Source organism: Micrococcaceae bacterium Sec5.8 (genome assembly GCA_039636775.1).
Lineage (GTDB): Bacteria > Actinomycetota > Actinomycetes > Actinomycetales > Micrococcaceae > Arthrobacter.
Genome location: CP143429.1, coordinates 1,866,570 through 1,890,702 on the forward strand (window position 1 = coordinate 1,866,570; position 24,133 = coordinate 1,890,702).

The following is a 24,133-nucleotide window of genomic DNA, read 5'->3' on the forward strand; positions in this document are numbered from 1 at the left end:
CCCGACGGACCCCATGAACGCCGGCGCCCGGACCATTCAACGCATCTATCTCACGTTGACGCTGGGCAATACCCTTGCGGCGTCCTTCATTTGGGGGATCAACACCCTCTTTCTGCTCGACGCCGGTCTCAGCAACCTTGAGGCTTTTGCCGCGAACGCCTTTTTCACCGCCGGGATGGTGCTGTTTGAGGTCCCCACGGGAGTTGTCGCTGACAGTTGGGGGCGCCGCACATCGTTCCTGCTGGGCACCGCGACGCTCGCTCTCTCTACGTACCTTTACTACCTGCTCTGGCAGCTTTCGGCCGCGTTTTGGTGGTGGGCGCTCGTGTCGGTCCTGCTGGGTCTGGGCTTCACTTTCTTTTCCGGAGCTGTTGAGGCATGGCTCGTTGACGCGCTGCGTTTCTCGGGATACGAGGGCGACCTCGAAACCGTGCTCGGCCGCGGACTGATGGTGTCGGGCGTAGCCATGCTCACCGGCTCGGTGGCCGGAGGCGTCGTCGCGCAGGCCACCAACCTCGGCGTGCCGTTCCTCTTGCGTGTGGGGGTACTGGTGGTCATGTTCATCGTGGCGTTCAGGCTCATGCGTGACGTCGGTTTCACGCCGGAACGCTCGGCCCGTGCGCTGGAAGCGGTCCGCGCCGTGCTGTCGGCCTCCATCGAGAACGGCTTGAAAAATCCGCCGGTACGGTATGTGATGCTGGCCGCGCCGTTCACCGCCGGCGTCGGGATCTACGTATTTTACGCCCTCCAGCCCTACCTGCTGGAGCTCTTCGGTGATCCGCACGCCTACTCCGTTGCCGGGCTGACGGCAGCCATCGTGGCCGGCGCGCAGGTGCTGGGCGGATGGCTGGCGCCGCGTGTCCGGCGTCTGGTCCGCCGACGCACGACGGTGATGCTCATGAGCAGCGTTGCCGGTTCCCTGATTCTGGTGGCCCTGGGGTCGAGCCGCGTGTTCTGGGTGGCGCTGGTTCTGTTGACGGTCTGGGCGCTGGTCTCGTCGGCAGGCACTCCCGTGCGCCAGGCCTACTTGAATGACATGATTGCCTCCAAACAACGGGCAACAGTCCTCAGCTTCGACTCGCTCATGGGATCAAGCGGTGGAGTGGCCGTGCAACCGTTGCTCGGCCGGGCGGCAGACGTCTACGGCTACGCAGCCTCACTGGCGATTGGCGGCATCATTGAATTGATTGCGGTGCCTTTCCTGCTGGCCAGCCGCCGGCAGCGCAACCCCGCCGATCAGGCCACTGTCCCCGCCAGCAGAACGAATCCGGATACACAGCCGTCGTAGCCGGCTCCACACGCTGCGACGCCGACGGCCGGTTCATCGACGTATTGACTCTCCAGCCCCTGAGCCTACGATGGTGCGCATCAGCACCTGCGCCGGGTGGGCGCCGGACGGCCATATAGATGGCGGGTAGCGGCTGGGGTGGCTGCCGGAAACCCGATCAAGGCTGACCAAAAAGGGAGAAACCATCATGTTGAAGGATCTTGATGTCATAGCAGTCCTTCCTGCGAAGGACATCGTCCGGGCGAGTAACTTCTACCGCGACGTGCTCGGTTTGGAGCCGGCGGAGTCCATGGACGAGGAAAACCTGATATACCGCTGCGGCACAGGCACGGCGTTCCTTCTCTATCAAACGGGCAATGCCGGGAGTGCCAAGAACACCCAGATGGGGTGGGAAACAAACGACATCGAGGCCGAGGTCGAAGACCTGCGCGCCCGCGGTGTTGTCTTCGAGGAGTACGATTTTCCCGGTCTGAAAACAGAGAACGGCATAGCTTCGACGCCGGTTGGCAAGGCCGCGTGGTTCCTCGACAGTGAGGGCAACATTCTCAATCTGTCTCAGGGCCAATAGTTCCGGCCTCGGCGGTGAGCGCAGCGGGCGGGCGCTCCTGAGCGCTGACGGCCTCGCCAGGGAGCCGGCCGGTCATAAACAATCCCGCGATCGCCAGCAACGCGCTCAGGGCAAGAGCCGTCCGCAGGGCGTCCAGCCGGGAGACGGAGTTGACGGACATGACGGCATCAGCCGTCGTCTGGTCTACGCCGGCGCGATCAAGCGCGCCCCGCAGCTGGGTGTCGGACAGGAAGGGGACGCCGCTGGCCAACTGGACCTTAGCCTGGTCCTGCACCTGGCTGGGAACGGCGGGATTGTCCTGGATACCTGCCATCAGTGAGGTGCCGAGGGTGGCGATGAGCACCGACCCGATCAGCGCGGTGCCCAGGGAAGCCCCGAGGTTGGTGGCAGTGTTCTGCAACCCGCCGACCTCTGCCGATTGGGAGTCCGGTACGGCGGAGACCGTGACAGCACCCAATTGGGACGACAAAGCCCCCAGCCCGAAACCCATGAGCAGCATGGGCACGGCGACAATGCGGGCATCCGCGCCGGGGTCCATCCCGGCCACGAGGACCAGGATGCCGGCGATCATCAGGAAGAACCCCAGCCGCACCACGCGGCGGGGGCTGGCTTGCGGTCTGACCTTGGGGATGCCGACGGCGGCCAGTATCAGGGCAACTGACAGTGGAAAGATCCGAATTCCGGTCTCCAGCGCGCTCAGTTCCAACACGACGGACAAGAAGAGCGGGATGGTGAAAAACACCCCGGCCTGCACCAGGAACTGAGCGAAAAAGACGCTGAGGCCGCCGGTGAGACGCGCGTTTCGAAACAGCCCGGGGTCGATCAACGGGTCGCCACCTCCAGACGCCAGGTGCGTGGTCCGCCGCAGGAACAGATACAGGACGAGCATCCCGCCGATCAGCAGCCACACAACGGGGGAGAGGCCAAGCAGAGTCGGTGCTCCCGGCTTGGCCTGTACCCAGCCCCACTCGCCGGAGCGCAGCACGCCGTAAACGACCGTTCCGAGTCCGAGGATGGACAATCCGGAACCCGCCAGATCCAGCCGGACCTTGGCCGGAGCAATGTCCTCGACCCGGCGCAGGACCAGCAGGATCAGCAGGACCATGACGACTTCGCCGACGAAGACATACCGCCAGGAAGCAAAAGTCGTCACGGCGCCGCCGATCAGCGGGCCGGCGGCGACCGCCATGGCGCCTGCCGCAGCCACAAGTCCGTAGGCGGCGGCGCGGCGCTCCGGCGGAAAATTGGCCGCGACCAGCGAGACGATGGCGGGCATGATCAGGGCAGCGCCGATCCCCTCAAAGAGGGACCAACCGATGAGAAGAACGGCGAGGTTGGGGGCCAGCGCCGTGGTCGACGAGCCGACCGCGTAAATGACCAAACCCAGCGCGAACGCCCGGCGGCGCCCGAGGATGGTCCCCACCTTGCCGCCGGTGATCATCAGTGATGCCATGACCAGCGTGTAGAGGGTGATCGCCGTCTGGATGCCGGTGATCGTCGTTCCGAGGTCGGCGGCCACCGTGGCCATCGAAACGTTCATCACCGAACTGTCCAGCGTCATCAGGAACTGGCCGCTACCCAGCACCCCCAGCACTAGCCCGGAGCCTCTCCGGGCCGTGGTTGACACCCCGGAACTCACGGTTCCAGCCAGTCGCGTGTGCCCGACGTCCTCGCGCGCATGAACGCCATGCTCCGCGCACCCGGGCGCACTGTCAAGAACCCGCGGTGACTCACCTATAGTGCTCGCGAAACCGGGTGCATGCCTCCTTTGAGAAACGCTCGCTAAATCGCGGGCCGCTTCGGGCACGGCGGTGACGATGAGGGATGGACCTGTCGAATGGCAACGCGTAGGGAAATCACGCAGAAGGACGCCACAGATTATGCGAAGTCGTCGAAGACTGCGAAGAGGTTGATTCTGGACGAGCTGGTGGCTTTGACCGGCCGGCACACCCTTGATGTGACCCTTCTCGTTGGTACTGACATAAGGCAACAGGGAACCGCACCTTACTTCGGGTGGCCTTCGTGACCTAGAGTGGGGCCTCAAGAACCGTCGTCAGGAGTGGTCCATGATTACGCTGCAGATTGAACACCGGGTCCGGGACTTCGGCATGTGGAGGAGCGCATTCGACAGTGATCCGCTAAACCGTCAGGCCTCCGGGGTGCGGTCATACCGGATCTCCCGCCCGCTTGACCAGCAGGACTACGTGATGCTGGAGATGGACTTTGATACGCAGGAAGCCGCGGTGGACTTCCTGGGGCGGCTGCAGAACGACACGTGGAAGACCGGAGTGACGGCGCCGTCACTGGTGGGTGAGCCGTCCACCAGAATCGTAGAGACGGTGGCCATCGAGGAAGTGGTTGCCGGCGGTTCCCCGGGATAATCTTGGGGTATGACTGCCGCAGCCGAATCCACCATCAGTTTTGACGGCCTCTTTGCCACCGAGCTGGGAGAGATGTCCATCCCCTGGCAGGCGGAGGTGGCACCGGACCCGCGGCTTCTGGTTCTCAATGAGCCGTTGGCCAGGGAGCTCGGCTTCGACCCTTCGTATCTTACGGGGCCGGACGGGGTGCGGTTCCTGATCGGCAATTTGGTCCCCTCCGGCGCCACTCCGGTGGCACAGGCCTATGCTGGCCACCAGTTCGGTGGATTCGCCCCCCGGCTCGGCGACGGGCGTGCTCTCCTGCTGGGTGAAATCACGGACGCCGGCGGACGCCTCCGCGACATCCATCTCAAAGGCTCCGGACGCACCCCCTTCTCCCGCGGCGGAGACGGCCAGGCCGCTGTCGGTCCGATGCTTCGGGAATACATCATCAGTGAGTCCATGCACGCGCTGGGGATCCCCACTACGCGGTCGCTCGCTGTGGTGGCCACGGGACGCCCCGTTGCCCGCGAAACCATGCTGCCAGGAGCAGTGCTCACCCGGGTCGCCAGCAGCCACCTGCGCGTCGGCAGCTTCCAGTACGCCCGCGCCACGGGTGACCTACAGCTGTTGCGCCGCCTTGCGGACCACGCAATAATGCGCCATCACCCCGGCGCTGCCGGGGCCCGGAACCCCTACCTCGCCCTGTTCGAAGCGGTGATGGCCGCGCAGGCGTCCCTGGTGGCTCAGTGGATGCTGGTCGGGTTCGTTCACGGCGTCATGAACACTGACAACATGACGATCTCCGGTGAGACCATCGACTACGGTCCCTGCGCCTTCCTTGACGCCTTCGACCCCGCCGCGGTCTACAGCTCCATCGACGAGACCGGACGTTACGCCTACCGCAATCAGCCCGTTATCGCAGAATGGAATCTCACACGGCTTGCGGAGGCCCTTCTGCCCCTGCTGCACGACGATCAGGAGCAGGCGGTGGTCCTCGCGCAGGAGTCTCTTCCCAGGTTCCGCCAGCAGTACAGCGCCGCCTGGACGACGGGCATGAAGGCTAAAATCGGCCTTGCCGACGACCTGGACGACGACGTGGCAGCGTCAGTCATTGACGGGCTGCTTGGACTCCTCCAGGAGGGCCAGCCCGACCACACCTCCTTCTTCCGGAACCTCGGCGCAGCCGCGCGCGGCAACTCTGATCCCGCGCGGAACATGTTTTCGGATCCGGCGGCGTTCACCGCGTGGGCGGAGCAATGGGCCGCCGTGAGCCCCGATGCCGACGCAATGGACCGGGTCAACCCCGTCTACATCCCCCGGAACCACCTGGTCGAGGAGGCGCTTGATGCCGCTACGGAGGAAGACCTGGTTCCGTTCCAACGACTCCTTGATGCCGTGACCAGCCCCTATGCCGCGCGTCCGGGCCAGGAGAGGTACGCGGCAGCGGCACCTCCGGAATTCGGCGCGTACCGGACATTCTGCGGAACCTGAACCGGGCCTGCTCCTGCCCCTCGGCGGCCAGCTGCCGTCGGCCCCGGAGCGCGCAGCTTGGTTTGCCGGCGGAGACCGAGGTGGTCGCGGTCGGCTCGCACGACACAGCTACCTGCGCATCGTCGGCGAATTCTGGCTGCTTAGCAAATGCCAGCGGGCCTGGTCGGCCCAGGGCCGCACGGAGTGACTGGGTGCCCTTGCTGGACGGCGCAGCAGCGTTGCCGGCCGGCAGACCGCAGGTCAACGCCGACGACCCGGCATTCTCGGTCCCCGGCAACATGCCCGAGCGGATCCGCGCCGCAGCCCGCGAAACCGGTGCCGTCGTTCCGGACGAGCCCGAGGCGGTCGTTTGCTGCATCCTGGACAGCCTCGCGGCCGGTTATGCCAGGACCATCAGCGAGGCCGAACGGCTCACCGGCCGTCGCCGTCGTCGCCGGGCCGGTCGAAGCCACTGCCCTTGGGAACGTGCTGGTTCGGGCCCGTGCCGCTGGTGCTGTCCAGGGCGGACTGGCTGAGCTGAGGAAGCTGGTTGCCGGCGGCGCACTTCTGTGCTGCCGCCCGTCACGCCCGGTCCGGGGTAGGTGACCCCGGACCGGTACTCCGGGCATAGGTGCGGGACCGCTGGCTGGAAAGGGCGATGATCAGGAGGATGTCCAGGGAGAGTCCGACAAGGTTCGTCTCGAAGGTGACACGGGGGCCGCCGTTCAGCACGGCTGCGGCCTGTGCGGTAATAGCGACAACGCTCAGCAGCATGGCAGTGTCCCTGGCACGGTTTCCGCCCCTGAGGATGAACCATGCCAGCAGCATCTCACCGAAGCCAAAGACCGCGATGACGGTGGCGGTGACCGGCAGCGGCTCGTCGGCTGTCGTCGCCGTAGCGGCGGAGGCGTCGCCCAGCAGCATTGACGCGGCGAGGACGACGGCTGCGATGCCACGGAGGAAGACGAGGCAACCGCCGAAGAGCGTGGGAGCCGGGCGCGTGCTTCGACTGCCGGTCCGTGGGCGTTGGCCGTCCGCGCTGGCCCCTTTGACCCGCGTCAAGTCGACCACCGGCAGGTGCCCGTCCGTCGAGATGGTGTCACCACCACCGTTACGTGCGTGGTAGCCGGTGGAAAAATCGCGGAGCACCACGACGCCGGCTTCGGGGACAGCCCGCCGCAGGGAGGCCAGCACGTAATCTCTTTCGTCGTCGGTGTTCTCCTCGATTTTGTGGGTGATCTGGAGTGTGAACAAGGACAACCCCACCGCGCGGTCATACGTTCCGGCCGCCAGCCAATCAACCCGGACTCCGCCCGGGAGCACCCATCCTGGCGGGCAGCGCCAGAAGCGGATGTGGTGCCGTTTGCCGGGATTGCCGTCGACCTCCTGCTGGTAGGCGAAGTCCTGTTGCCGGCCGAAGAGGAAGAGCGGACTGACGGGTGCTTCGTCGTAGCTTCGGCGCGTGAGGGTTGCGGTGATGATCCGCCGGCTGCTGGCCAGGTCGACGTCGTCGGCGAGCGTCCAGCCTGATCGTCGCATGGCGGCATGGACGTGGTTGTCGGTCCCAAGCAGCGCAAGGTTGACCGGGTCCCCCAACAGTCCGTCGCTGGTCCGGGCCCGGCCAATGAAGTAGTCGGGGAGGTAGATGCGTGTCAGGATCCGGTGCAGCCGGGGCAGCACCAGATAGGCGAGGACGGCCCAGAAAACGATCGCGAACCACAACCTGCCCCGTTGCAGGCTCTCCTCAAGCAGGATGGTCGCCAGCCAGACGGCGGCCACGCCGCTGAAAACGAACAATCCGGTGTCCAGCACGGTGTCCGTGTCCGGGTTGGGGTGTTGGCCCCGCCCGGACGTGCGCTCCGCTGTGGTCACGGCGTCGGCCCCTCGCCGGGGCGCCTGGCTGCCCGCGGAGACACCGTGATGGAGGCCACGCGTTCCAGGTGCGGGTGCAGGTGGTCTCCGTCATGAACCACCCCCGTCTGCCACCACAGTTTCAGCCCCTCCGACGACACTTCCAGGTTGGCAAGGTTGTTATCGAACCAGGGGCCCTTGATCCCGGACCAACGAAATGGCGGGTCCGGGACTTTGGCGGAGCGCGCCACCAAGGCCCCCACCGGCGTTGCCAGGCCGTAGGACATGACGGCCGCGAAGGACCTCATCAGCCGGGGAAGCGGGTTGCGGATGGGGGAGCAGACGGCCTGCACAATCCGGCTGCCCGAGGAGCGCTCCACCTCGGATACATACGAGTAGTGCACGTCCCCGGAGAGGAAAGCGATGGTTTCCGGTGCAGGCCCGCGCTTGCCGTCCGCAACATCGGCCACCATGGCCGCGACCTCCCGGAAGCTGTTCTGGAAGGCGCCCCAGTGTTCCAGGTCCAGCGCCTGGCGCAGTTTCTCGCCCACCCGGGCTGCGCCTTTCCCCCAGGCGCCCTGGGATAACGATTCATTCCAGGATTCGACGTAGTGCAGACCCATCGGCAGCAGAAACGGCAGAGATGTTGCCACGAGTAGGTGGCGGAAACCACCCCGCAACCGGCCGTCGAGCCAGGCCATTTCGGCCTGATCGACAAGGGCGCGGCGGGTTGGCGCCAGGTCCCGGGCGGCGCGCGAGTCCACCACGATCAGCCGGGTGTCCCCGAAGTCCCGGCTGTAGCTCCATCGGTAGGACTGCGGGTCCTGGTCGGCCCGGTCCGCGAACCTGTCAAGTTCCGCGCTTATGTCAATCTCGTCGTCGCCAGTGTGCGCCTTGATCTGCTGCCAGACGGCATCCGACGCCCGTTCCTCCGGCGACAGGTTCCCCAGATGCTGGTAGACCCAGTACGAGGCAAGCCCCGCGACGATCCGCTCATGCCACCAGGACGTGGCCTCCATCTTCTTCTTCCAGCTGTGCGAGGTGTTCCAGTCATCGCGGATGTCGTGGTCGTCGAAGATCATGGCGCTGGGCAGGGTGGAGAGCAACCACCTGTTGGTCGGGTCTGACCACGCCAGATAGTAGAGGTGGGCATATTCGTCGTAGTCCTTCAGTTCCTCCCCGGGAGGTTCGGTGATATCGCGTCGGGTGCGGATGAACTCCTGCATCTGCCCGCTCGTCAGGTCCGCGTAGACCTGGTCCCCCAGGAAAGCGATCAGGTCCGGCCATGGCAAGTCACCGCCGGAGGCCATCCGCAGGGCGTACGCGCGCAACGAGTCCACACCGTGGGTGCGGTTACCGGCCGCATCATGCGGGACACTTGTCCGGCAGGAGCCGAAGGCCATCCGCAGCGGTTTGCCCGTCTGCAGCGTCGCAACGGCCGGCGGCGGGAAGTCCGACGCGGGATCGGGCCAAGACTCGGTTCCGTCGACCTCGACGACGTACGGCGTGACGGTCCCGGGCTCAAGTCCTTCCAGCTCCACTAACGCGTAGTGGTGTCCGTGGACCGAAAAAGTTGCGGCCTCCCAGGACGTGTCTCCGCCGCGTACAGAAACCCTGCCAGCGGCACGGGTCTCGACCCAGACGCTGGCCGAAGTCTCATCCACGTAGCGCATCATCGGGCCGAGCACCAAGGGTGAGGTCGTCATGTCTCATTTGTACCTGCTCGGCCCGGACGCTGCCATGGTCAGCCGGAAATGGTGCCCGGGCCCGCCGGCGCGGCGCCGGGGTGGGGGCCGGGTTAGCGGGGGTGTCAGCGCCGGGATGCCAGGGCGTAGGTTGCGGTGGCGTAGGCCAGGGCGGCGGCCATGTCCTTGAGCAGGACCGCGTCGATATTGCCGGTCGTGTCGCAGGCCTGGTGGTAGCAGGAATCCAGGACCTTGCCCGCAACCCCGCCAAAAGACTGCACCTGGGCGCGGGTCTTCTCCTCCACATCGCCGCTGAACAACCCGCCGGCGGGAATACCGGCCTGCAGGAACGGATCGTAATCGGACCCGCCATCAAAGACCGTGCTCTCCGCCGGCAGCGAATTCGCCTGGAAGAACCCGAGGAACACCTCCTCGATCTGCTTCGACCCGGCCGGGCCCGCGTCGCCAAACTCCGACCCGTCACCATCATGCACCGACCGCACCCCGTTCGGGGACGCCATCATGTCCACGTTCAGGTTCGCCATGGTCTGGCCCTTTTCCGCTGTACTCAACTCATCAACGTAGTGCTCGGACCCGTACAGGCCATCCTCCTCACCGCCCCAGAACGCGAACCGGATCCGGTTCGCCGGGGTAAACCCGGTCTCCTTCATCCACCGGGCAATCTCCAGGATCGCCGCGACCCCGGAGCCGTTATCGTTAATGCCCGGCCCCTCCCGCACCGAATCCAGGTGACCGCCCACCACCACCGTGTGCTCCGCGCTCCCGCCGGTATCGGCAATAATGTTGAAACTCTCCACCTGCTTCCGGTTCCTCCCCTCACCCCGGAACGAGAACGTCTGCCGAACCGGGGTGAACCCGGCAGCACGCAACTGCTCCTCCACATACCGGCCCGACGCCTCATACCCCGACGTCCCCGACGCCCGGTTCCCGCCATTATCATCGGCAATGCGCTGCAACGCCTCCAGATGCACCCCCATATCCCGGCCCCGAAACGCCGCCAACACCGCCCCCGCATCCACCCCACCCGCAGGCTCCAACCGCGAAGCCGTCTCTTTGGACGCTTCGGCTTTACTGGTCGGCCCGCTGGATCGTTTGCTGGTCTCACGATCTGACGGGGAACTTGGCGGTGCACCCGCCGCGGATTCGGAGGTACAGGCGGTCGCTGACAACAGCAGGACGGCCAGGACCGACGGAAGTAGGTGCTTGCGCAGAGTCAACATGCTGGGAAACCCGTCATTAGTCCGTTTTAAATCGAAGAGTTGGACGCTACCCACTGAGCCCCGGTCCGCCGCGGTCATTGTTGGATCCGTGGGAGACCCTCTCAGCTGCCATCATTCTTGTTGGTATGGCTGTATGTTCAATATTCCTTCGCTGTGAAACTGCTGTGCGAGTTGGCTTCCGCATGAACTCCTGCGGCGGATCCTCCTCCCGCGTTGACGCGGACAATTCCGATGGCGGCCTGCAGTCGGCAGAGTACCTCGGCGGGCGTGCCGGTCGCCGGAACGCTGATGATGCGGGCGAACTCGGGAAGTGATTGATACGCGCGGTGCAGGGACTCGAGGTCTTCCAGGCGTTCGGTGTCCGTGCCCCGCGCGATGACCCGGCCATGTGCCTCGCGGGGGTCAATCTCCAGATAAATCACCACGTCTGGCGGTGGGAGGGCTTTGATAAGAAACGGCAGGAAACGCCCGCGGGGAAGCCCGTGCATGCTGCGCAGCGCGAGCTGGCAATGAAAGTGCCGGTCCATGACCACCAAGCCCCGGAACTTCCTGGCGCGGCAGTGCGACAAAAGGACATTGCAGGTACGGACCACGGTTTCGACGAAATCTGCCAGCCGGAGCGGAAGCCGGACCCCCAGTGAGGCGCTGACCAGCGCCATCGTACGGCGGCCTGCATAATTTCCCAGAAAAAGGGCGCCCTCCCCGGTCTGACGCGAAGCGAGGACCAAGTCCCGGGCGGCCGTCGTCTTTCCCGAGCCGTCAATGCCGGTGAGCACGATCAGCAAGAAGCCTCCTTCGTCAGGACCGGATGTCAGTGCACTACCTGTCCCAACGATTGAGGGTGCTGCTTGATCCCCTGCTGGCCACGACCGCCTCAAGTGGATTCGCATTGAAGGCCTCCGTGCGGCCGTGCTCAGAGGTTGTGGGCCAGCAACTCGAGCCCGATGACCAGCAAGCTCAACAGCACTTCAGCAAACACAATGACGGCCTTGTGGTGGGCCGGCAGCTTGAGTCTGCGGATGGCCAGGTAGCCGATAACGAACAGCGTGATAACGAGGATGGCCACGGACCATTGAAGAGCCACAAGTGTCGACCAGAGCCCAAGGCCGGCCGCGGCAAGGAGCAGGAGCGGAGTCACCAGGACGCTGAGGGCTTCGGTGCTGACGGCGATCATATGATGCAGTTCGGGACCGCTGGGAAGCTTCGCGTGAACCGTGAGGTGGCTCAACAGGTCGGCGACGAAGATCCCCAACAAGGAACCGACGACCACGATGCTGAGGGTGGCCGCCGCGGCGCCGGGCGTCGTCTCGTCCGCGTGGCTGCGAAGAGCCAACACCACGGCCAGGCTGGTGAAGCTGATATAGACGCGCTCTTTAAGGCTCTCCGCGCGTTGGCGGGCCGAGGGTTCGCGCTGGCCGGACAGTTCAGTGGCGTTCATCGAAGCCCTCTCTCTGGTTGGTAGTGCCGCCGACTGGCGCCTGGCCGGCACTGGCCTGCGACAGCGAAGGAGGCGCCCGGGGCCAGCCGTCAGGTGGAAAGGCTTTCCAGGTGCCGGACAAGCGCGTCGAGGATCGGCAACTGCCCGCGGACCAGCTTGATTCGGGCCTCGGTCTCCGGCATCCAATCGGCGGCGTCGATTTCCGGGTAGTCCCGTACTGTGCCGGATCCCTTTGGCCATTCGAGCGGAAACGTATTGCTCACGATACTCGCGGGTGCGACGTCTGATTCGGCCGCGAAGACCGTGATCACCTTGCCTGAAGGCTGCCGGAAAGCCCCCAGCGAGAAGTATGCGGCGGAGGGTGCAGGGTGACCCGTTTCCTCGGCGAACTCGCGCCGGGCGGCGGCCAGGGGGTCCTCCTCAGGGAGGTATTCGCCCTTCGGAATCGACCAGCCACGGGCATCCTTGCGCGCCCAGAACGGTCCTCCCATATGGGCTATCCACACGTCCAGCTCCACGCCGGTTCCGCGGCGGTACAGCAGAATGCCTGCGCTCTTGACGGTCATGGGCGTTGGCTTGGACCGGAAGAGCCGGATCCGGGGTTGAGTTCCGGAGCGTACACCCGCTTGAAGACCCGGTTCAGGTGGAGCCGGAGAGACTGCGCCACGGACTCGCGCCGGCACGGCCCGTTCCAGATGATGAAGTTGGCGAACCGGTGTGCTCCGGGGTGGCCGGCAACCCGGGCAGCAGCGTCCCGTATTGCCTGCAGATCCCCGGCAGTCATGGGAAGAGGCGACTCGTCAGGGTGAAAGGTTGAGCCGAGCGGGAAGTCCCGGAATGGCCGGGACGGCATTTCGATGTGGGCGCCGAGAACAGCCGTGACCGGACGGGCTGCAGCAAAGTCGCTGAGAACCCGCAGCGACCGTTCGAACACCGGAAAGTCCTGCACATACAGCCGGCCGGGATAGACAGTGTCCCCGGTCAGCAGGATGCCGGTGTCCCGGTCGTAGAAGGCGACGGCGGAAGGATGGTGGCCCGGCGTCGGAATCACTTCCAGCACCCGTCCGCCCAGGTCAAAGCTGGCTGTGCCCTGCGGCCAGTCGAGACGGAAGAACGCGGCGACCTCTTCCGTTGAGTGTCCGACGACCAAGGTGTTGGGGCGGTCGCTGAATTGTCCGTCGGCAGCGACATGGTCCCCGTGGGCGTGCGAGTGGGCTACGACGAGCCCGTACCCCTCCCGTGGATGCCCGCGCAGCCACCCCGCCATGAGCATGTCGACGGTTTCCCGCAGGGGGAATCTGGTGGGATCCCCAGTAGCGCCCGTATCGAGGAGCAGTGCGCGTTCATCACCGAAGAGCAGGTAAAGAAAGGGCGCCTCGAAGTTGTCGGTAATGTTCTGCCGGAGCAAGACGGTGTTCGTCGCGGCGTGGTGGACTTGGATGGGCGGCGCTTCATTGCGCCGGCCGGGCCGTACCCCCGCGTACCAGCGGACGTTCAGGTCCAGAGCCGTCACCGCGCAGGCCATCGACCGTGGACAGTAAAGAAATCATGGCCGGGTGCCGGGTCCGGGACAACGGTATATACCTTCATACAAGTACCCTACTTTGGGCTCAGGCCCGAAGGGCCGACGGCGGCTGGGGGAGAGAACCCCGGTCTCAGAGGGCTCTCAAGCACCGCCGACCCCGTCCCGCGCCGGAAACGCCCAGTTCCGGCAACCTTGGTGAGGCTGACCCTCGCCATACGCGTACGCGGACTCACTACTATTCAACACCCTGCGGGCCAAATCGGGGAGGGTGAATCTGATGTCCATGGCACCGGGCGGATCACACAGTGGGACCGGCGGGAGCATGCGGGCCACCCGGCCGGCAATTCACTCCGCGCGGATGAGGAACCACCTATGGCTCAGCGCCGAGACTGGTTGTACCGGCGAGTGGTCAGGCTGACCGTGATGACCCGGCCGTTCCTTGGTTCCCTCGCGCGGGTTGCGCGCAGGTTCACGAGCCGCATCACTGGGAGGTAGGGAAGCCACATGAGTTACTGGGCGAACTTCTGGGACATCTTCTGGTGGTTCCTTAGCGTCTACGCCTTCCTCGCCTTCCTTTATGCGCTGTTCGCCGTCGTAGGCGACATTTTCCGCGACCAGCGGTTGAGCGGCTGGGTGAAAGCCGTGTGGATCGTATTGCTGGCCGTCTTTCCTTTCGTGAGCGTGCTGGTGTACCTGATTGCGCGCGGGAGGGGCATGACCATGAGGTCCCTGACGAGGGCACGGCAGGAGCCGGAGGCTGCCGATAACCACATTCGGAAACTGGCCTCGGCGAGCCCCAGCGAGGAGATCTCCAAAGCCAAGGCGCTGCTGGACGCGGGAACCATCACTCCGGCCGAGTTCGACAAGATTAAGAGCAGCGTGCTCGCCTGAGCGTGCTCCCGTGCTCCCGTGCTCCCGTGCTCCCGTGCTCCCGTGCTCCCGTGGTCCAGCCGGATGCCGCGGCAGGCGTTGGCTCAGAGACCGGCGATCGTGGAACCAAGGATGAAGAGCCCGATTATCAGTGTCGCGGCAGCCGTAATCGTCCGACCGTGGCGCTCGAGCAACGTGTAGATGGCGGTCAACGGCGCCTCAGCCCGGCCCGGCGAGTGCAACCATACGGCGATTGGCACGACGACGGCGGACTGGGTGACGGCTGCGAAGGCCAATACAAACAGGGTTCCCTCGAGTAACGGCAGGTCCCTGACACTGATCAGGGCCCCGGCCGTCACTGCCAGCACGATTGCCTTAGGTCGCAGGTTGAGCCCCACGCCCAGGACGACGAATTCCCACGGACGGGCGGTCCTGAACTTGGACTTCATTTTGCCCAGCAAGGCGTTGTCGGTCTGGCTTCGGTGCCAAAAGAGGAACCCGGCATAGCCGACCAGGAAAGCGCCGACTATCAACCCCAGCCACGTCAGGAACGCATCCTGATCCAGTTCCGGCCGGCCCGGCAGATAGTGCATGCCGACGGCGGAAAGGCCGACAATCACAATGGAACCGGCCATGCTGCCCGTCAGGAAGGGCACTGCTCCGCGCCGCGGATCGGGCGAGAGCAGGATCATCATGGTGATGCTCACCGGGACAGTGCTGATCGCCCCGGCGATGGAGAACAACACCAGATTAACGATGAGGCTCAGCATGTCCCGGTGACCTGCCCTGGGCGGAACCCCGGCAGCATCTCACGCCTTCGGGGTGCTGCCGGGATCCGGCAGTCCCGGTCCCCGCCGGGCTCGGCGGGCGCGGATCGCGTCATCTTCGTGCTTAAGGATTGCTTCCAAGTCCTTTTTGTCTCCGGTCATAGGCCGCCACCAGGAGACGGATGGGTCTGAGTCGAGGAGGATCGTCCGGACAAGGAGAGTCAGCGGCACGGCGAGGATGGCGCCGGCAGGGCCCAGGATCACGGCCCAGAACAACACGGAAAGGAAGGTTATCGTCTCGCTGAGCGCTACGGCATTGCCCACGTATTTGGGCTGGATGATGGACTGAATGATGGTGTTGATCCCGCCGTAGATGACGATGATGGCAAGGACTGTCGGCCATCCGCCGGTGAGGAAACCGAAAAACAGCGGAGGAACGATCGCGATGAAGTAGCCGATGTTGGGGATGAAGCTGCAGATAAAGGACAGTAGTCCCCACAGCAAGGCGCCTGGAACCTGCAAGGCAACCAGGACTAGCCAGTTGAAGAGGCCCTGGGCCACGCCGAGAACGGTCGTGGCGATCATGTACCGGCGGACGCCCCCGGCGAAATCGTTAAATGCGGCCACCAGGACGGGCCGGTGGAACTGCAGGTGGGTCAGGAGGGCAGGGATGCGGGACCCGTCCACGGCCATGAGGATGAGCATTGTCAGGATGATGACGAGGCTCCCCACCAGGCTGACGACGTTCCCCAGGAGGCCTCCGAGGAACCCGACAATGCGGACCGGCGTCAGCCCGTCCACGACCGCTTGCGTCTGATCGCGGCCGAAGCCCGCGGTCTCCAGCAGCCCGGAGATGGAGGCGCCCAGCTGCGCCATCTGAGGGGCGAACTGCGGCAACAGCGCGGAGAACTGCGCGAGCGAGGCGACCAGGATTGCGGCGAATCCCGTGAGCAACGCGAAGACCGCCGCGACGGTGGTTCCGGTGGCGATTCCCCGGGGCACGCCGCGGCCCTGCATCCACCGTCGCAGCGGATGAACGCAGAGCGTGAGCACAAAGGCGAAGAACACGGGAGTGAAAATTCCGCGCATCGCCGCGATGCCAAAGGCCACAATGCTCGCGCCGGCCAGGGCAACGAGGATGATGGCGGAGCGGGGAAAGACAGGCTCCGGACCAGGTCCCGCTGGTTCCTGCCCCATTGAGCCCTCCTTCATTGACCGTGGGAATAGCCTGGAGCCCTGAAAACCAGATTAATAGCGCCGGATCGCCGGGAAGGCTTGGGGAAGGCGACCCCTCCGGACAAGTTCGGATCTAACACTTAATCTCCGTAGCGAGATCGCTCAGGGCGCCCTGAACGATCGCGGTTTCGTCCCGCAGAGAGTCGATCGCTTCGGTGAGGGTGGCGTCGCTCGGTACGTCGTTGACTGCGGTGGCAAACGCGTCTTCGGCCGCAGTGACGGCGGCCACTCGCTCTTTTGCCAGGCTCCCGACCTCCTTGATCAGCGCGTCATAGGACGTGGCGACCTGATCACGTGCGGCACGGACCTGATCCAGGGTGGGGCCGGCCCTCAGGGTGTCCTTGAACCCCGTCAGGGCGGCGGCAAAAGCATCGGCTGCGGGGCAGACCGGTGACCCGGTAGGCTGCGGACTGGCGGTACCGGCAGATGAGCTGGACATGCCCGATGGGGCGCTGGAACTTGCGGTGCCCGCCGGGGGACTGGCGGTGCTGCAGCCGGTGAGCAACGCGACGGCGACACAAAGCGTGAGCCATGGGACGGCTACTGGTTGCTTTCTTGACACGGAGGCCTCTTTCGGACGTGCATTCGCCTGGTGGGCCAATCATTGGCAGGTAGACCCATCGTTAGCCTCCGCCGGGGGCGATGTATCACCCGCGGGGGGTGATATCAGGCACCCCCCGCTACGTCGGGGCCCGGGAAACGCCCCTCGCTTCCGCGATGTTCCCGATAAGAGGTGTGCGCACGATTCGGGGCGGAAGCCTGTTCCGGAGCGGAACGGATTATGGGACGATGCGGGCATGCGGGCCGAAATGCTGTCGAAATCGCGAACATTCTGTCAACCCCGGGCGAGTTCTCCGCCGCCCTTCCACGATGGCGGCCGGCCGTGAAAACCCTGCCGGGCGCGGCCCACAAGGACTCGATCGCCCGGGCTCAAGCCGCTGGGCGTGCGGCCCGCGATTCGCTGCCTCGCCGCAGGTCCGCAGCCTTGAATTTACCGGAGCGGGACCCCGTCGGAATCCTCGAAGGACAGCACGCCGACCGCGTCCCGGATCTCATCCCTGTGCGCGTGGGGCGGATGCTGGAATCCCCGTTTTCCTTCTACCGCGGAGCCGCAGCTGTCATGGCGCACGACCTGGCTGATGCCGCGGTCAGCGGCCATATGCTGATCGCGAGCGGGGACGCGCACCTCGCAAATTTCGGACTTTTCGCCAGCCCCGAGCGGCGACTGATCTTCGACCTGAATGACTTTGATGAGGCCTACCCGGCGCCCTGGGAGTGGGACGTCAAGCGTCTCGCGGCGAGCATTTGGCTGAACGGGCGCAACGGTTCCCATACGGAGGAGCAATGCCGGACGGCCGTAAAGTCCTGCGTCCGCAGCTATCGCCAAGCGCTCAAGACCCTGTACAGCCAAACCGCAACTGAACGTTACTACTTCCAAGTGGATGCGGAATATTTGGCGGCGCGACGGACAGGGGCACGCAAACGAATCCGGACCGAGGAGAAAAAGGCCCGCCAGCGAACATCCGAACAGGTTCTCGCCAAACTGACGTCGAGCACGGAGTCGGGTGAGCCGCGGATTGTGGACCAGCCCCCGTTAGTCCGTCATCCTCAGGTCGTAAACTTTGCGGCTATGCAGAACCTCGTGGAGCTGTACCGGAACACGCTCCGGCCGGATACGTCCTTGTTGCTCAGTCAATACCGCCTGGTGGACTTCGCGCGGCGGATCGTGGGGGTTGGCAGCGTGGGGACCCGGAGCTGGGTGCTCCTATTCGAAGGTCCCGCAGGAGAGCCTTTGTTTCTGCAGGCCAAGGAAGCCGGGAAGTCCGTTTTGGAGACCCACGGCCGCGCACCCCAACCACCGGAGCTGATAGCGCAGAACTTGATCACTCGCGGGCAAGGATTCCGCGTGGTGGGGGCGCAGCGGATCCTGCAAGCGCAGTCCGACCCGTTTTTAGGCTGGATCAAGGACGTGAGGGGGGAGGACGGCCTGCAGCGCGACTTTTACATTCGACAGTTCCGGGATATGAAGGGGTCTTTTGCGCTGGCGGAAATGAATGTCCAGGAGACCGCGGACTACGGAGTGTTGTGTGGCTTCATGCTGGCACGGGCCCATTCCCAAAGCGCTAACAGCGCCTTCATTTCGGGGTACTTGGGCGGCAGCGAGGTCTTTGATGAAGCGCTGGCGGAATGGGCCAGGGGCTACGCGGACCAAACAGAAGCTGATCACGCGTCCTTGGCTCAAGCGGTCAAATTAGGGCGCCTGCCCGCGGAGCGGGGCGTGTGACTCCGGTTCATGCCACCACTCCGGCACCGTGGTTGAAAGGAAATTACGTGAATTTCTGGGACTTCTTTTGGCTGATGATTTCGTTTGTTCTTTATGTTTCGTATCTGGTGGTACTTTTTCTGATCGTGAAAGACATCTTTGCTGATTCGACCAGACCAGGCTGGAGCAAGGCTGTCTGGGTGGTTGCTCTGCTCTTTCTTCCCGTTATCGGCGGTCTGGCGTATCTGATTGCCCACGGACAGTCCATGGCCCTGCGGCAGGAAGCCCGGGGCGATGTGGCCCGGGAGGATTTCGAAGACTACGTCCGCCGTGCGGCCGGAACAAACCAAGCTGAACAGATCGCCCAAGCCAAGACATTGATGGATGACGGGGCATTGTCGGCCGAAGAATTCGCCGCACTGAAAAAGCGCGTGCTTAGCCAGTAATTCGCGTCCTTCACCAAAGGACGGTGACCCCGGCCCAACCGGGCGCACAGGCAACTGCGAGCGCCGTGGTTGATCGCCGCGGCCTTCTTGCCCGGGGTTCCTATGGGAGCGTCTGCGGTGGGGCCGGACCGTCCGCACCGTCACCGGTCCGAGAGTCCTTGGCCCGCTCAACGACGGCCGGCCTGCACAGAAGTTCGATGAGCAGAGTCCCGAGCCCGGCAAGGACCGCCGTCCAAATCGCAACGGCCGCCGTCGGGAAAGGCCAGAGAACAAGTACCAAGACAGCAGCGCCGATGACGCCGCCCTCAAGGATCCGCCGGACGCGGGCCAGCGCGTGTTGCCAGGGTTTGGCTTTGGTTGTTCCGGTCTTTCCGGACAGGTAGTCTCCGGTTCGCGCGACCCCCAGCCTGACCACCTGGGCGGCGCGGGAGTGGCCGCTCAGCAGCGCAGCCGCCGCAATCAGCACCGCCACCACAAAAACAAACCGCACGCCGGTCCGGAGTGGCGCTACGAGGGCCTCCACGAGTGTTCCGGCCGCCGCGGAGGAGACTGCCGTTGCCGGAATCGTGCCGAGGAAATAATTGGCCCCAACCGCAATCCCCAGGGCAAGCGCAGCCATGGCCGCGGCGATGCCTAACCCGACGTCGGAAGTAGCGCGCCGTTTGCGACCTCGTGGCGCCACTGCAATGGCGCCCAGGCCGCTGAACACCGTCAACCAGGCCAGTACCGGTGCCGTCCGGTCCAGCGTTCTGATGGCCCCGGCCGCCTGACCCAGTTCGGGGGACTGCAGGAGAATGATCTGCGCCTCGACTTCAGGGATCCTGGCAGCGATCTCCACTCCTTGTTCAACGAGGAGAGCTTTGACGCCGGCAATGATTTCTTGAGTGGAGACTGTTACGGTGCCGCTCTGGTCAATGCTGACGGTGCCCTCCGAGCCGCCCGATACGAGGTTGACTAGCCCCTGGTGCCCCACCCGGTTGACCTGGATCCAGAGATTCTCAAACCCTGGGCCAGCAACGAACTTGGAGACGGCGGAATGGATGAGGGCTTTAGTCTGCGACGCAATAGCCGGCGCCAGTCCGGTGAGTGCGGCGGCGGCACGGGGAACGGCAGTGCCCAGCTCCGCCACTGCATCCCGGGTGATGCCGTCGATGTCTGCTGCGTCGGCGATCTGGGTGGTGACTCTGTTGGCAATCTCTGCTTGGATCGCTGGATCCGAAGCCAACGGTGCGATAGTGGCGACGTAGCGGTCAGTATCAAGCACCTGGCTGCGGAGGTATAGGGCCGGCACCGCGGCAAAAACCAGGATGGCGGTCAGCCCCACGAGGAAAAGAGCGATAACCCGGCCAACGACGCCCGGCCCCTTTTTCTCTTCCGCGCCGGTGGGATAGCGGCCGGTCCTTGCGGCAGCATCCCGTTCGAGCTGCAGGCGGGCAACTTCGGCGCGGAGCCGAAGTACTTCCTCGTTCTCGGCCCTGCCCGGGCTCCCGGCGTCATCGGTGAGCGACATCTGAGCCCTCCGCACGCGCGGCGCACGAATCCGGCCGCGCGGCGCACGAAGCAGCCGCCGATTGATTGGCCGGTTCATGCAGCCCGGTCCGGCCACCTCTGGTACATGGCATCGGAGGATCCCCTGTCTGAGTGTTCAGAGCGTTTCGTGGCGACGCCGACTACTGGGACAGCGAGGGCGGCGGTGTTGTGTTATTGTCCCGACGGAGCATCATCCCCGCCCCATCCGTCCGAGGTGATCTGCGGTTGCGGCACCGGATGTTCGGAGAAGCGACAGTCATTTGCGCAAACTCCGCCGCGCTGTGAAGAAGGCGGCCTTCGCAACCAGGACCAGGGCGCCCAGCCCGGCGATCATCTGGATCGTAACGACTGCCCGCGCGAGCTGGCTGACGGGAGTGATGTCCCCGTACCCTACGGTGGCGAACGTGACAGTCGTGAAATACAGTGCGTCCAACCGGTTCAGAGGCTCGGTGAACGCGGATGGGTCTGTTGCGGACATCGACGTGTAGAGCAAAGCGAAGAGACAAAGAAACATCAGGATGGTCTCCACGACGGCTTCGGCCGCGCGGACCTGGGGTACTTCTGCGCTGCTGATCATGCGCAGTTGAAGAGCCAAGGCGCTGAGAAACACGAGCAGGACACCCATCAGGCGGATCCATGCCGCAGCGGGGTTGTCGTCGTTGAAACCGTTCACCGGCAGGGTGCTGTAAAACCAAAGGATCAATGCCAGAAAGGCGACGAGCCGCAGGATTGTAACTATGACGACGTGGCGCCGGGTGGTCCTATCGAGCTGACGGACAAACACCGGACCTTTCCGGCTCTCCTGCATAGCGGCCATGCCTGATGTTACCGCCGTTCCCAGGCTCCGCGCCCTTCACGGCGGCGGTAGCCGAAAGCGTTTTCCCGCCGTCATGTGACGCTGCCACAAGGACCAAATGGCACTGTCCGGCCGACGTGCACATCCCTACGATGAATGCCGTGGTACAGCCGAAGATCTCCGCAGGGGTCCATGGTCCGCGGTCTAGAATCCGGCCGCCCCTGCGCGCCCAGGGGGCCTTGGAACGTCCGCGCCTCGAAGATGCTGTGACCGCTGCCACGGATTCCCACAGGGTCACCGTCGTTGCGGCGCCAGCCGGCTACGGCAAGTCCACGCTCCTGGGTGATTGGGTGCGCAATAGCGATCTGCCGTGCGGGTGGTTGGCGCTGGACCGGTTCGACACCCAACCAGCCCGGCTCTTTCATGGAGTTGTTGGGGCGATCCAGGCCGCAGCAAGCCCGCAGCCGTTGCCGGGCAACGATGCCCTGCTGGCGCTGAGCCAAAATCTCGCCCTCGACCGGGCGGCGTCCTATGACCTCTTGCTCGGCGCACTTGAGCAACTCACCGAGCCGGTGGTGCTGGTCATCGATGATGTCCACCTTGCCGGCCCCGGACTTTCCAGCGGAATCGTCGGCGTGCTCGCAGCCTCCGCGCCGCCGGCGTTGCGTCTGGTTCTCTCCGGGCGCGGCCACCCCGCTATCCAGTTGGAGAAGCTCCGGTATGGGGAAGGCCTCGGCGAGGTGGGCGGCGCCGAGCTCGCATTCACACGCGCGGAGGTCGCCATGTTGGCTCACGCCCTGGGACACGATGACAACGTCGAGGCCGGATCCCTCTGGGGGATGACTGCCGGTTGGCCGGTCGCGGTCCACGCAGGTCTGAGCTCCTTATCGCCGGTAAGCAACCTGCCCGGTCGGATCCCCGGCTTCACGACAGACCACCTGCGTCTTGCCGATTACATCGCTGAGGAGGTCCTTGACCAATTGGACCCGTCCCTGGCGGACTTCATCCTTCGAGCCACCACGTGCAATCGGCTGGGCCGGGGGCTCGCCGTCGAACTGCAGGACGGGCCCGACGGAGGCAGGCGGCTGGAAGCTTGCCTTCGCGACGGTCTGTTCATCGAGGAGCACGAGCGCCAGGACGGTGAATCCCTCTACCGCTGGCACGGCCTATTTGCGGCGCAGTGCAGGCGGATACTGGAGCGGAGGGACCCGGTTCTCGCCGAAACCCTGCACAGTGTGGCCGCACGCCACTTCGAGGACGCCGACGTGACGGAATGCCTGATGCAGGCGCGGCAGGGGCATGCTCCGGCGGTAGCTGTCGAGTCGCTGGGACGGCACTGGCTTGCATTTTTGCTGCAGAATGGCGCGGAGGCCCTCGAGAAAACGTGCCGGGACCTGCCAGCCCCGTGGTGCGAAGACCCTGAAGTGTTGATGATCAGGTCGGTCTGCCGCACCCTGGACGGCGACCAGCCTGCCGCCTCGGAACTCACCCGCTTTGCCCTGACACGCACCTCCACGCTGGATTCGGTTCGCCGCCGGATATTTGATCAGTGCCGGGCGCTTTTTGAGCCCGTCACAGCGGATGGAAATAGCCATCTGCGCGTCCCGGCTGCCGACGTCGGTTCATATGCCGAGGTCACATCGGATGGCCGTACCACCGGTTCCACCGGACTATTCCTCGCAGCCCAGGCCGAATTCCGGTTGCACCGGGTGGCGGACCAGGCCACCGTCCTGTTGCAGTCCGGTGCGGAGGCAGGCGCCGAAAGACGCCTGGAGGCTCTGGAAGCCGGCTCCAAGGGAGAACTTGCCCTGGCTTGGGTGGCGGCCGGTGATGTGACCGTCGCCGACGACGAAGCGACGCAGGCGCTCGAGATCGCGGACGGGCTGGGCTCACAGGAGCACATGGCGGCGGCCTGGCTGGCCCGCGGAATCGTGTTTTATTGGCGGGACGAGTTAAAGGGCGCGCGGGCTCACCTTGCCAAGGCCCGGCGGCTGGGAGGCGCAGACTTCCCGATAGCGCCGTTGGGCGTCGTCTACAGGGTCCTGGTTGACTGCGCCCTTGGGGACCGAACCCATCTTGCGGAGTCAACCGCGGCGTTGGAAGCCCACCACGATCGGGGGCTCTTCGGTGGGTCCTGGCACGCCTTCCACACCGTCGCGAAGGCGAAGATCGCCGAAGCCGGGGGTGACCTGGCGGGCGCTTTGGTGATTATCCAGCCTCTGGGCGCCGGCGGACATGCGCCTCTGGTGGACGCACTTCTGGCTGAACTCCTGCGTCGAGCAGGCGACGCAGAGGCCGCCCAACGCTGCACCCAAGCTGTGACAGACCGGTCTCGCAATCGGTATATCGATGCGAGCTTGAGCTTGACGGAGGCGCTCCTTGCCCACGGGAACGGGGACCAGGCGCTGGTTCACGAGCGGATTGAACATGCCGCCCATCGGGCCGAACCCCAGGCAATCCTCCTGCCATTCGCCGAGCGGAGCGACGAGCTGGCGGAGCTGCTGATCCGGCACGCTGTTTGGGGCACCGCCCACGAAGCGTTCATTGCAGCGCGGGTGGCACGCCACGCACAAGCCCACCAACACCTCCGGAACCGTTCCTATTGGACGCTCACGGACCGTGAACGGGAAGTGCTGGCATACATGCGGTCTGTCATGACGGCGGCCGAAATTGCCGAAGCGCTGTACATTTCCGTGAACACGGTCAAAACGCATGAGCGGTCTATTTACCGCAAACTCGGCGCAGCGGGGCGTCGCGATGCCCTGAAAACGGCGGCGGAGCGGGGGATCGTCTAAA

22 protein-coding genes are annotated in these 24,133 nt (G+C 64.9%); 9 read left to right on the forward strand and 13 right to left on the reverse strand.

All coding sequences use genetic code 11. The annotated features are described in order from the left end of the window. Nucleotides 1-13 precede the first annotated feature (13 nt). Nucleotides 14-1,288: an MFS transporter gene (locus VUN84_08620; protein XAS65799.1), complete on the forward strand. Its 1,275-nt coding sequence runs from the start codon at nucleotides 14-16 to the stop codon at nucleotides 1,286-1,288. 187 nt (nucleotides 1,289-1,475) lie between these two features. Next, nucleotides 1,476-1,856: a VOC family protein gene (locus VUN84_08625; GenBank protein XAS65671.1), complete on the forward strand. Its 381-nt coding sequence runs from the start codon at nucleotides 1,476-1,478 to the stop codon at nucleotides 1,854-1,856. Here VUN84_08625 and VUN84_08630 read toward each other — a convergent pair. After that, nucleotides 1,834-3,483, reverse strand: coding sequence for an MFS transporter (locus VUN84_08630; protein XAS65672.1), 1,650 nt, complete (start codon nucleotides 3,481-3,483; stop codon nucleotides 1,834-1,836). The genes VUN84_08625 and VUN84_08630 overlap by 23 nt on opposite strands. Before the next feature lie 439 nt (nucleotides 3,484-3,922). Between VUN84_08630 and VUN84_08635 the strand changes: the two genes are divergently transcribed. From VUN84_08635 to VUN84_08645, 3 genes are all read left to right on the forward strand, one after another. Then, on the forward strand, nucleotides 3,923-4,237 hold the full coding sequence (locus tag VUN84_08635) for a hypothetical protein (GenBank protein XAS65673.1): 315 nt from the start codon (nucleotides 3,923-3,925) through the stop codon (nucleotides 4,235-4,237). Between the two features lie 9 nt (nucleotides 4,238-4,246). Next, the gene (locus VUN84_08640; GenBank protein XAS65674.1) at nucleotides 4,247-5,710 is read left to right on the forward strand and encodes a YdiU family protein; all 1,464 of its coding nucleotides are present in this window, start codon (nucleotides 4,247-4,249) and stop codon (nucleotides 5,708-5,710) included. Between the two features lie 191 nt (nucleotides 5,711-5,901). Further along, a complete protein-coding gene (locus VUN84_08645) occupies nucleotides 5,902-6,225 on the forward strand; it encodes an FGGY-family carbohydrate kinase (GenBank protein XAS65675.1) in 324 nt (107 codons plus the stop codon). Between the two features lie 46 nt (nucleotides 6,226-6,271). Here VUN84_08645 and VUN84_08650 read toward each other — a convergent pair whose 3' ends face one another. The 7 genes from VUN84_08650 to VUN84_08680 all read right to left on the reverse strand — a co-directional run bounded on the left by VUN84_08650 (nucleotide 6,272) and on the right by VUN84_08680 (nucleotide 13,417). Continuing rightward, nucleotides 6,272-7,561: an LssY C-terminal domain-containing protein gene (locus VUN84_08650; GenBank protein ID XAS65676.1), complete on the reverse strand. Its 1,290-nt coding sequence runs from the start codon at nucleotides 7,559-7,561 to the stop codon at nucleotides 6,272-6,274. Continuing rightward, entirely contained in the window at nucleotides 7,558-9,246 is a 1,689-nt protein-coding gene (locus VUN84_08655) for an alkaline phosphatase D family protein (GenBank protein ID XAS65677.1), read from the reverse strand. The genes VUN84_08650 and VUN84_08655 overlap by 4 nt, the downstream gene beginning before the upstream one ends. A 104-nt stretch (nucleotides 9,247-9,350) precedes the next feature. After that, the gene (locus VUN84_08660) at nucleotides 9,351-10,223 is read right to left on the reverse strand and encodes a M20/M25/M40 family metallo-hydrolase (GenBank protein XAS65678.1); all 873 of its coding nucleotides are present in this window, start codon (nucleotides 10,221-10,223) and stop codon (nucleotides 9,351-9,353) included. Between the two features lie 380 nt (nucleotides 10,224-10,603). Next, the gene (locus tag VUN84_08665; protein XAS65800.1) at nucleotides 10,604-11,242 is read right to left on the reverse strand and encodes a thymidylate kinase; all 639 of its coding nucleotides are present in this window, start codon (nucleotides 11,240-11,242) and stop codon (nucleotides 10,604-10,606) included. Between the two features lie 137 nt (nucleotides 11,243-11,379). Beyond that, complete coding sequence (locus VUN84_08670; GenBank protein XAS65679.1) at nucleotides 11,380-11,904, reverse strand: hypothetical protein; 525 nt, start codon at nucleotides 11,902-11,904, stop codon at nucleotides 11,380-11,382. Between the two features lie 89 nt (nucleotides 11,905-11,993). Continuing rightward, entirely contained in the window at nucleotides 11,994-12,470 is a 477-nt protein-coding gene (locus VUN84_08675) for an NUDIX domain-containing protein (protein ID XAS65680.1), read from the reverse strand. Further along, nucleotides 12,467-13,417: an MBL fold metallo-hydrolase gene (locus VUN84_08680; GenBank protein XAS65681.1), complete on the reverse strand. Its 951-nt coding sequence runs from the start codon at nucleotides 13,415-13,417 to the stop codon at nucleotides 12,467-12,469. Before VUN84_08680 ends, VUN84_08675 begins: the two co-directional genes overlap by 4 nt. 516 nt (nucleotides 13,418-13,933) lie before the next feature. Between VUN84_08680 and VUN84_08685 the strand changes: the two genes are divergently transcribed. After that, entirely contained in the window at nucleotides 13,934-14,320 is a 387-nt protein-coding gene (locus VUN84_08685) for an SHOCT domain-containing protein (protein XAS65682.1), read from the forward strand. An 83-nt stretch (nucleotides 14,321-14,403) separates the two neighbouring features. Here the strand turns inward: VUN84_08685 and VUN84_08690 are convergent, their stop codons facing one another. The 3 genes from VUN84_08690 to VUN84_08700 form a co-directional block, all read right to left on the reverse strand. Further along, entirely contained in the window at nucleotides 14,404-15,069 is a 666-nt protein-coding gene (locus tag VUN84_08690) for a GAP family protein (protein ID XAS65683.1), read from the reverse strand. 39 nt (nucleotides 15,070-15,108) lie between these two features. Further along, a complete protein-coding gene (locus tag VUN84_08695; protein ID XAS65684.1) occupies nucleotides 15,109-16,263 on the reverse strand; it encodes an AI-2E family transporter in 1,155 nt (384 codons plus the stop codon). 112 nt (nucleotides 16,264-16,375) lie between these two features. Next, on the reverse strand, nucleotides 16,376-16,864 hold the full coding sequence (locus tag VUN84_08700) for a hypothetical protein (GenBank protein XAS65685.1): 489 nt from the start codon (nucleotides 16,862-16,864) through the stop codon (nucleotides 16,376-16,378). 219 nt (nucleotides 16,865-17,083) lie between these two features. Here VUN84_08700 and VUN84_08705 point away from each other — a divergent pair, with 219 nt between their 5' ends. Then, entirely contained in the window at nucleotides 17,084-18,586 is a 1,503-nt protein-coding gene (locus VUN84_08705) for a DUF2252 domain-containing protein (protein XAS65686.1), read from the forward strand. Between the two features lie 47 nt (nucleotides 18,587-18,633). Next, entirely contained in the window at nucleotides 18,634-19,011 is a 378-nt protein-coding gene (locus VUN84_08710; GenBank protein XAS65687.1) for a PLD nuclease N-terminal domain-containing protein, read from the forward strand. A 100-nt stretch (nucleotides 19,012-19,111) separates the two neighbouring features. Here the strand turns inward: VUN84_08710 and VUN84_08715 are convergent, their stop codons facing one another. Together VUN84_08715 and VUN84_08720 are read right to left on the reverse strand one after the other, a co-directional pair. After that, nucleotides 19,112-20,521: a hypothetical protein gene (locus VUN84_08715; protein XAS65688.1), complete on the reverse strand. Its 1,410-nt coding sequence runs from the start codon at nucleotides 20,519-20,521 to the stop codon at nucleotides 19,112-19,114. Between the two features lie 276 nt (nucleotides 20,522-20,797). After that, complete coding sequence (locus tag VUN84_08720) at nucleotides 20,798-21,358, reverse strand: potassium channel family protein (GenBank protein XAS65689.1); 561 nt, start codon at nucleotides 21,356-21,358, stop codon at nucleotides 20,798-20,800. A gap of 245 nt (nucleotides 21,359-21,603) precedes the next feature. On the opposite strand from VUN84_08720, the gene VUN84_08725 reads away from it, so the two are divergent. Next, nucleotides 21,604-24,132: a LuxR C-terminal-related transcriptional regulator gene (locus tag VUN84_08725; protein ID XAS65690.1), complete on the forward strand. Its 2,529-nt coding sequence runs from the start codon at nucleotides 21,604-21,606 to the stop codon at nucleotides 24,130-24,132. The last annotated feature ends 1 nt before the right edge of the window (nucleotide 24,133 follow it).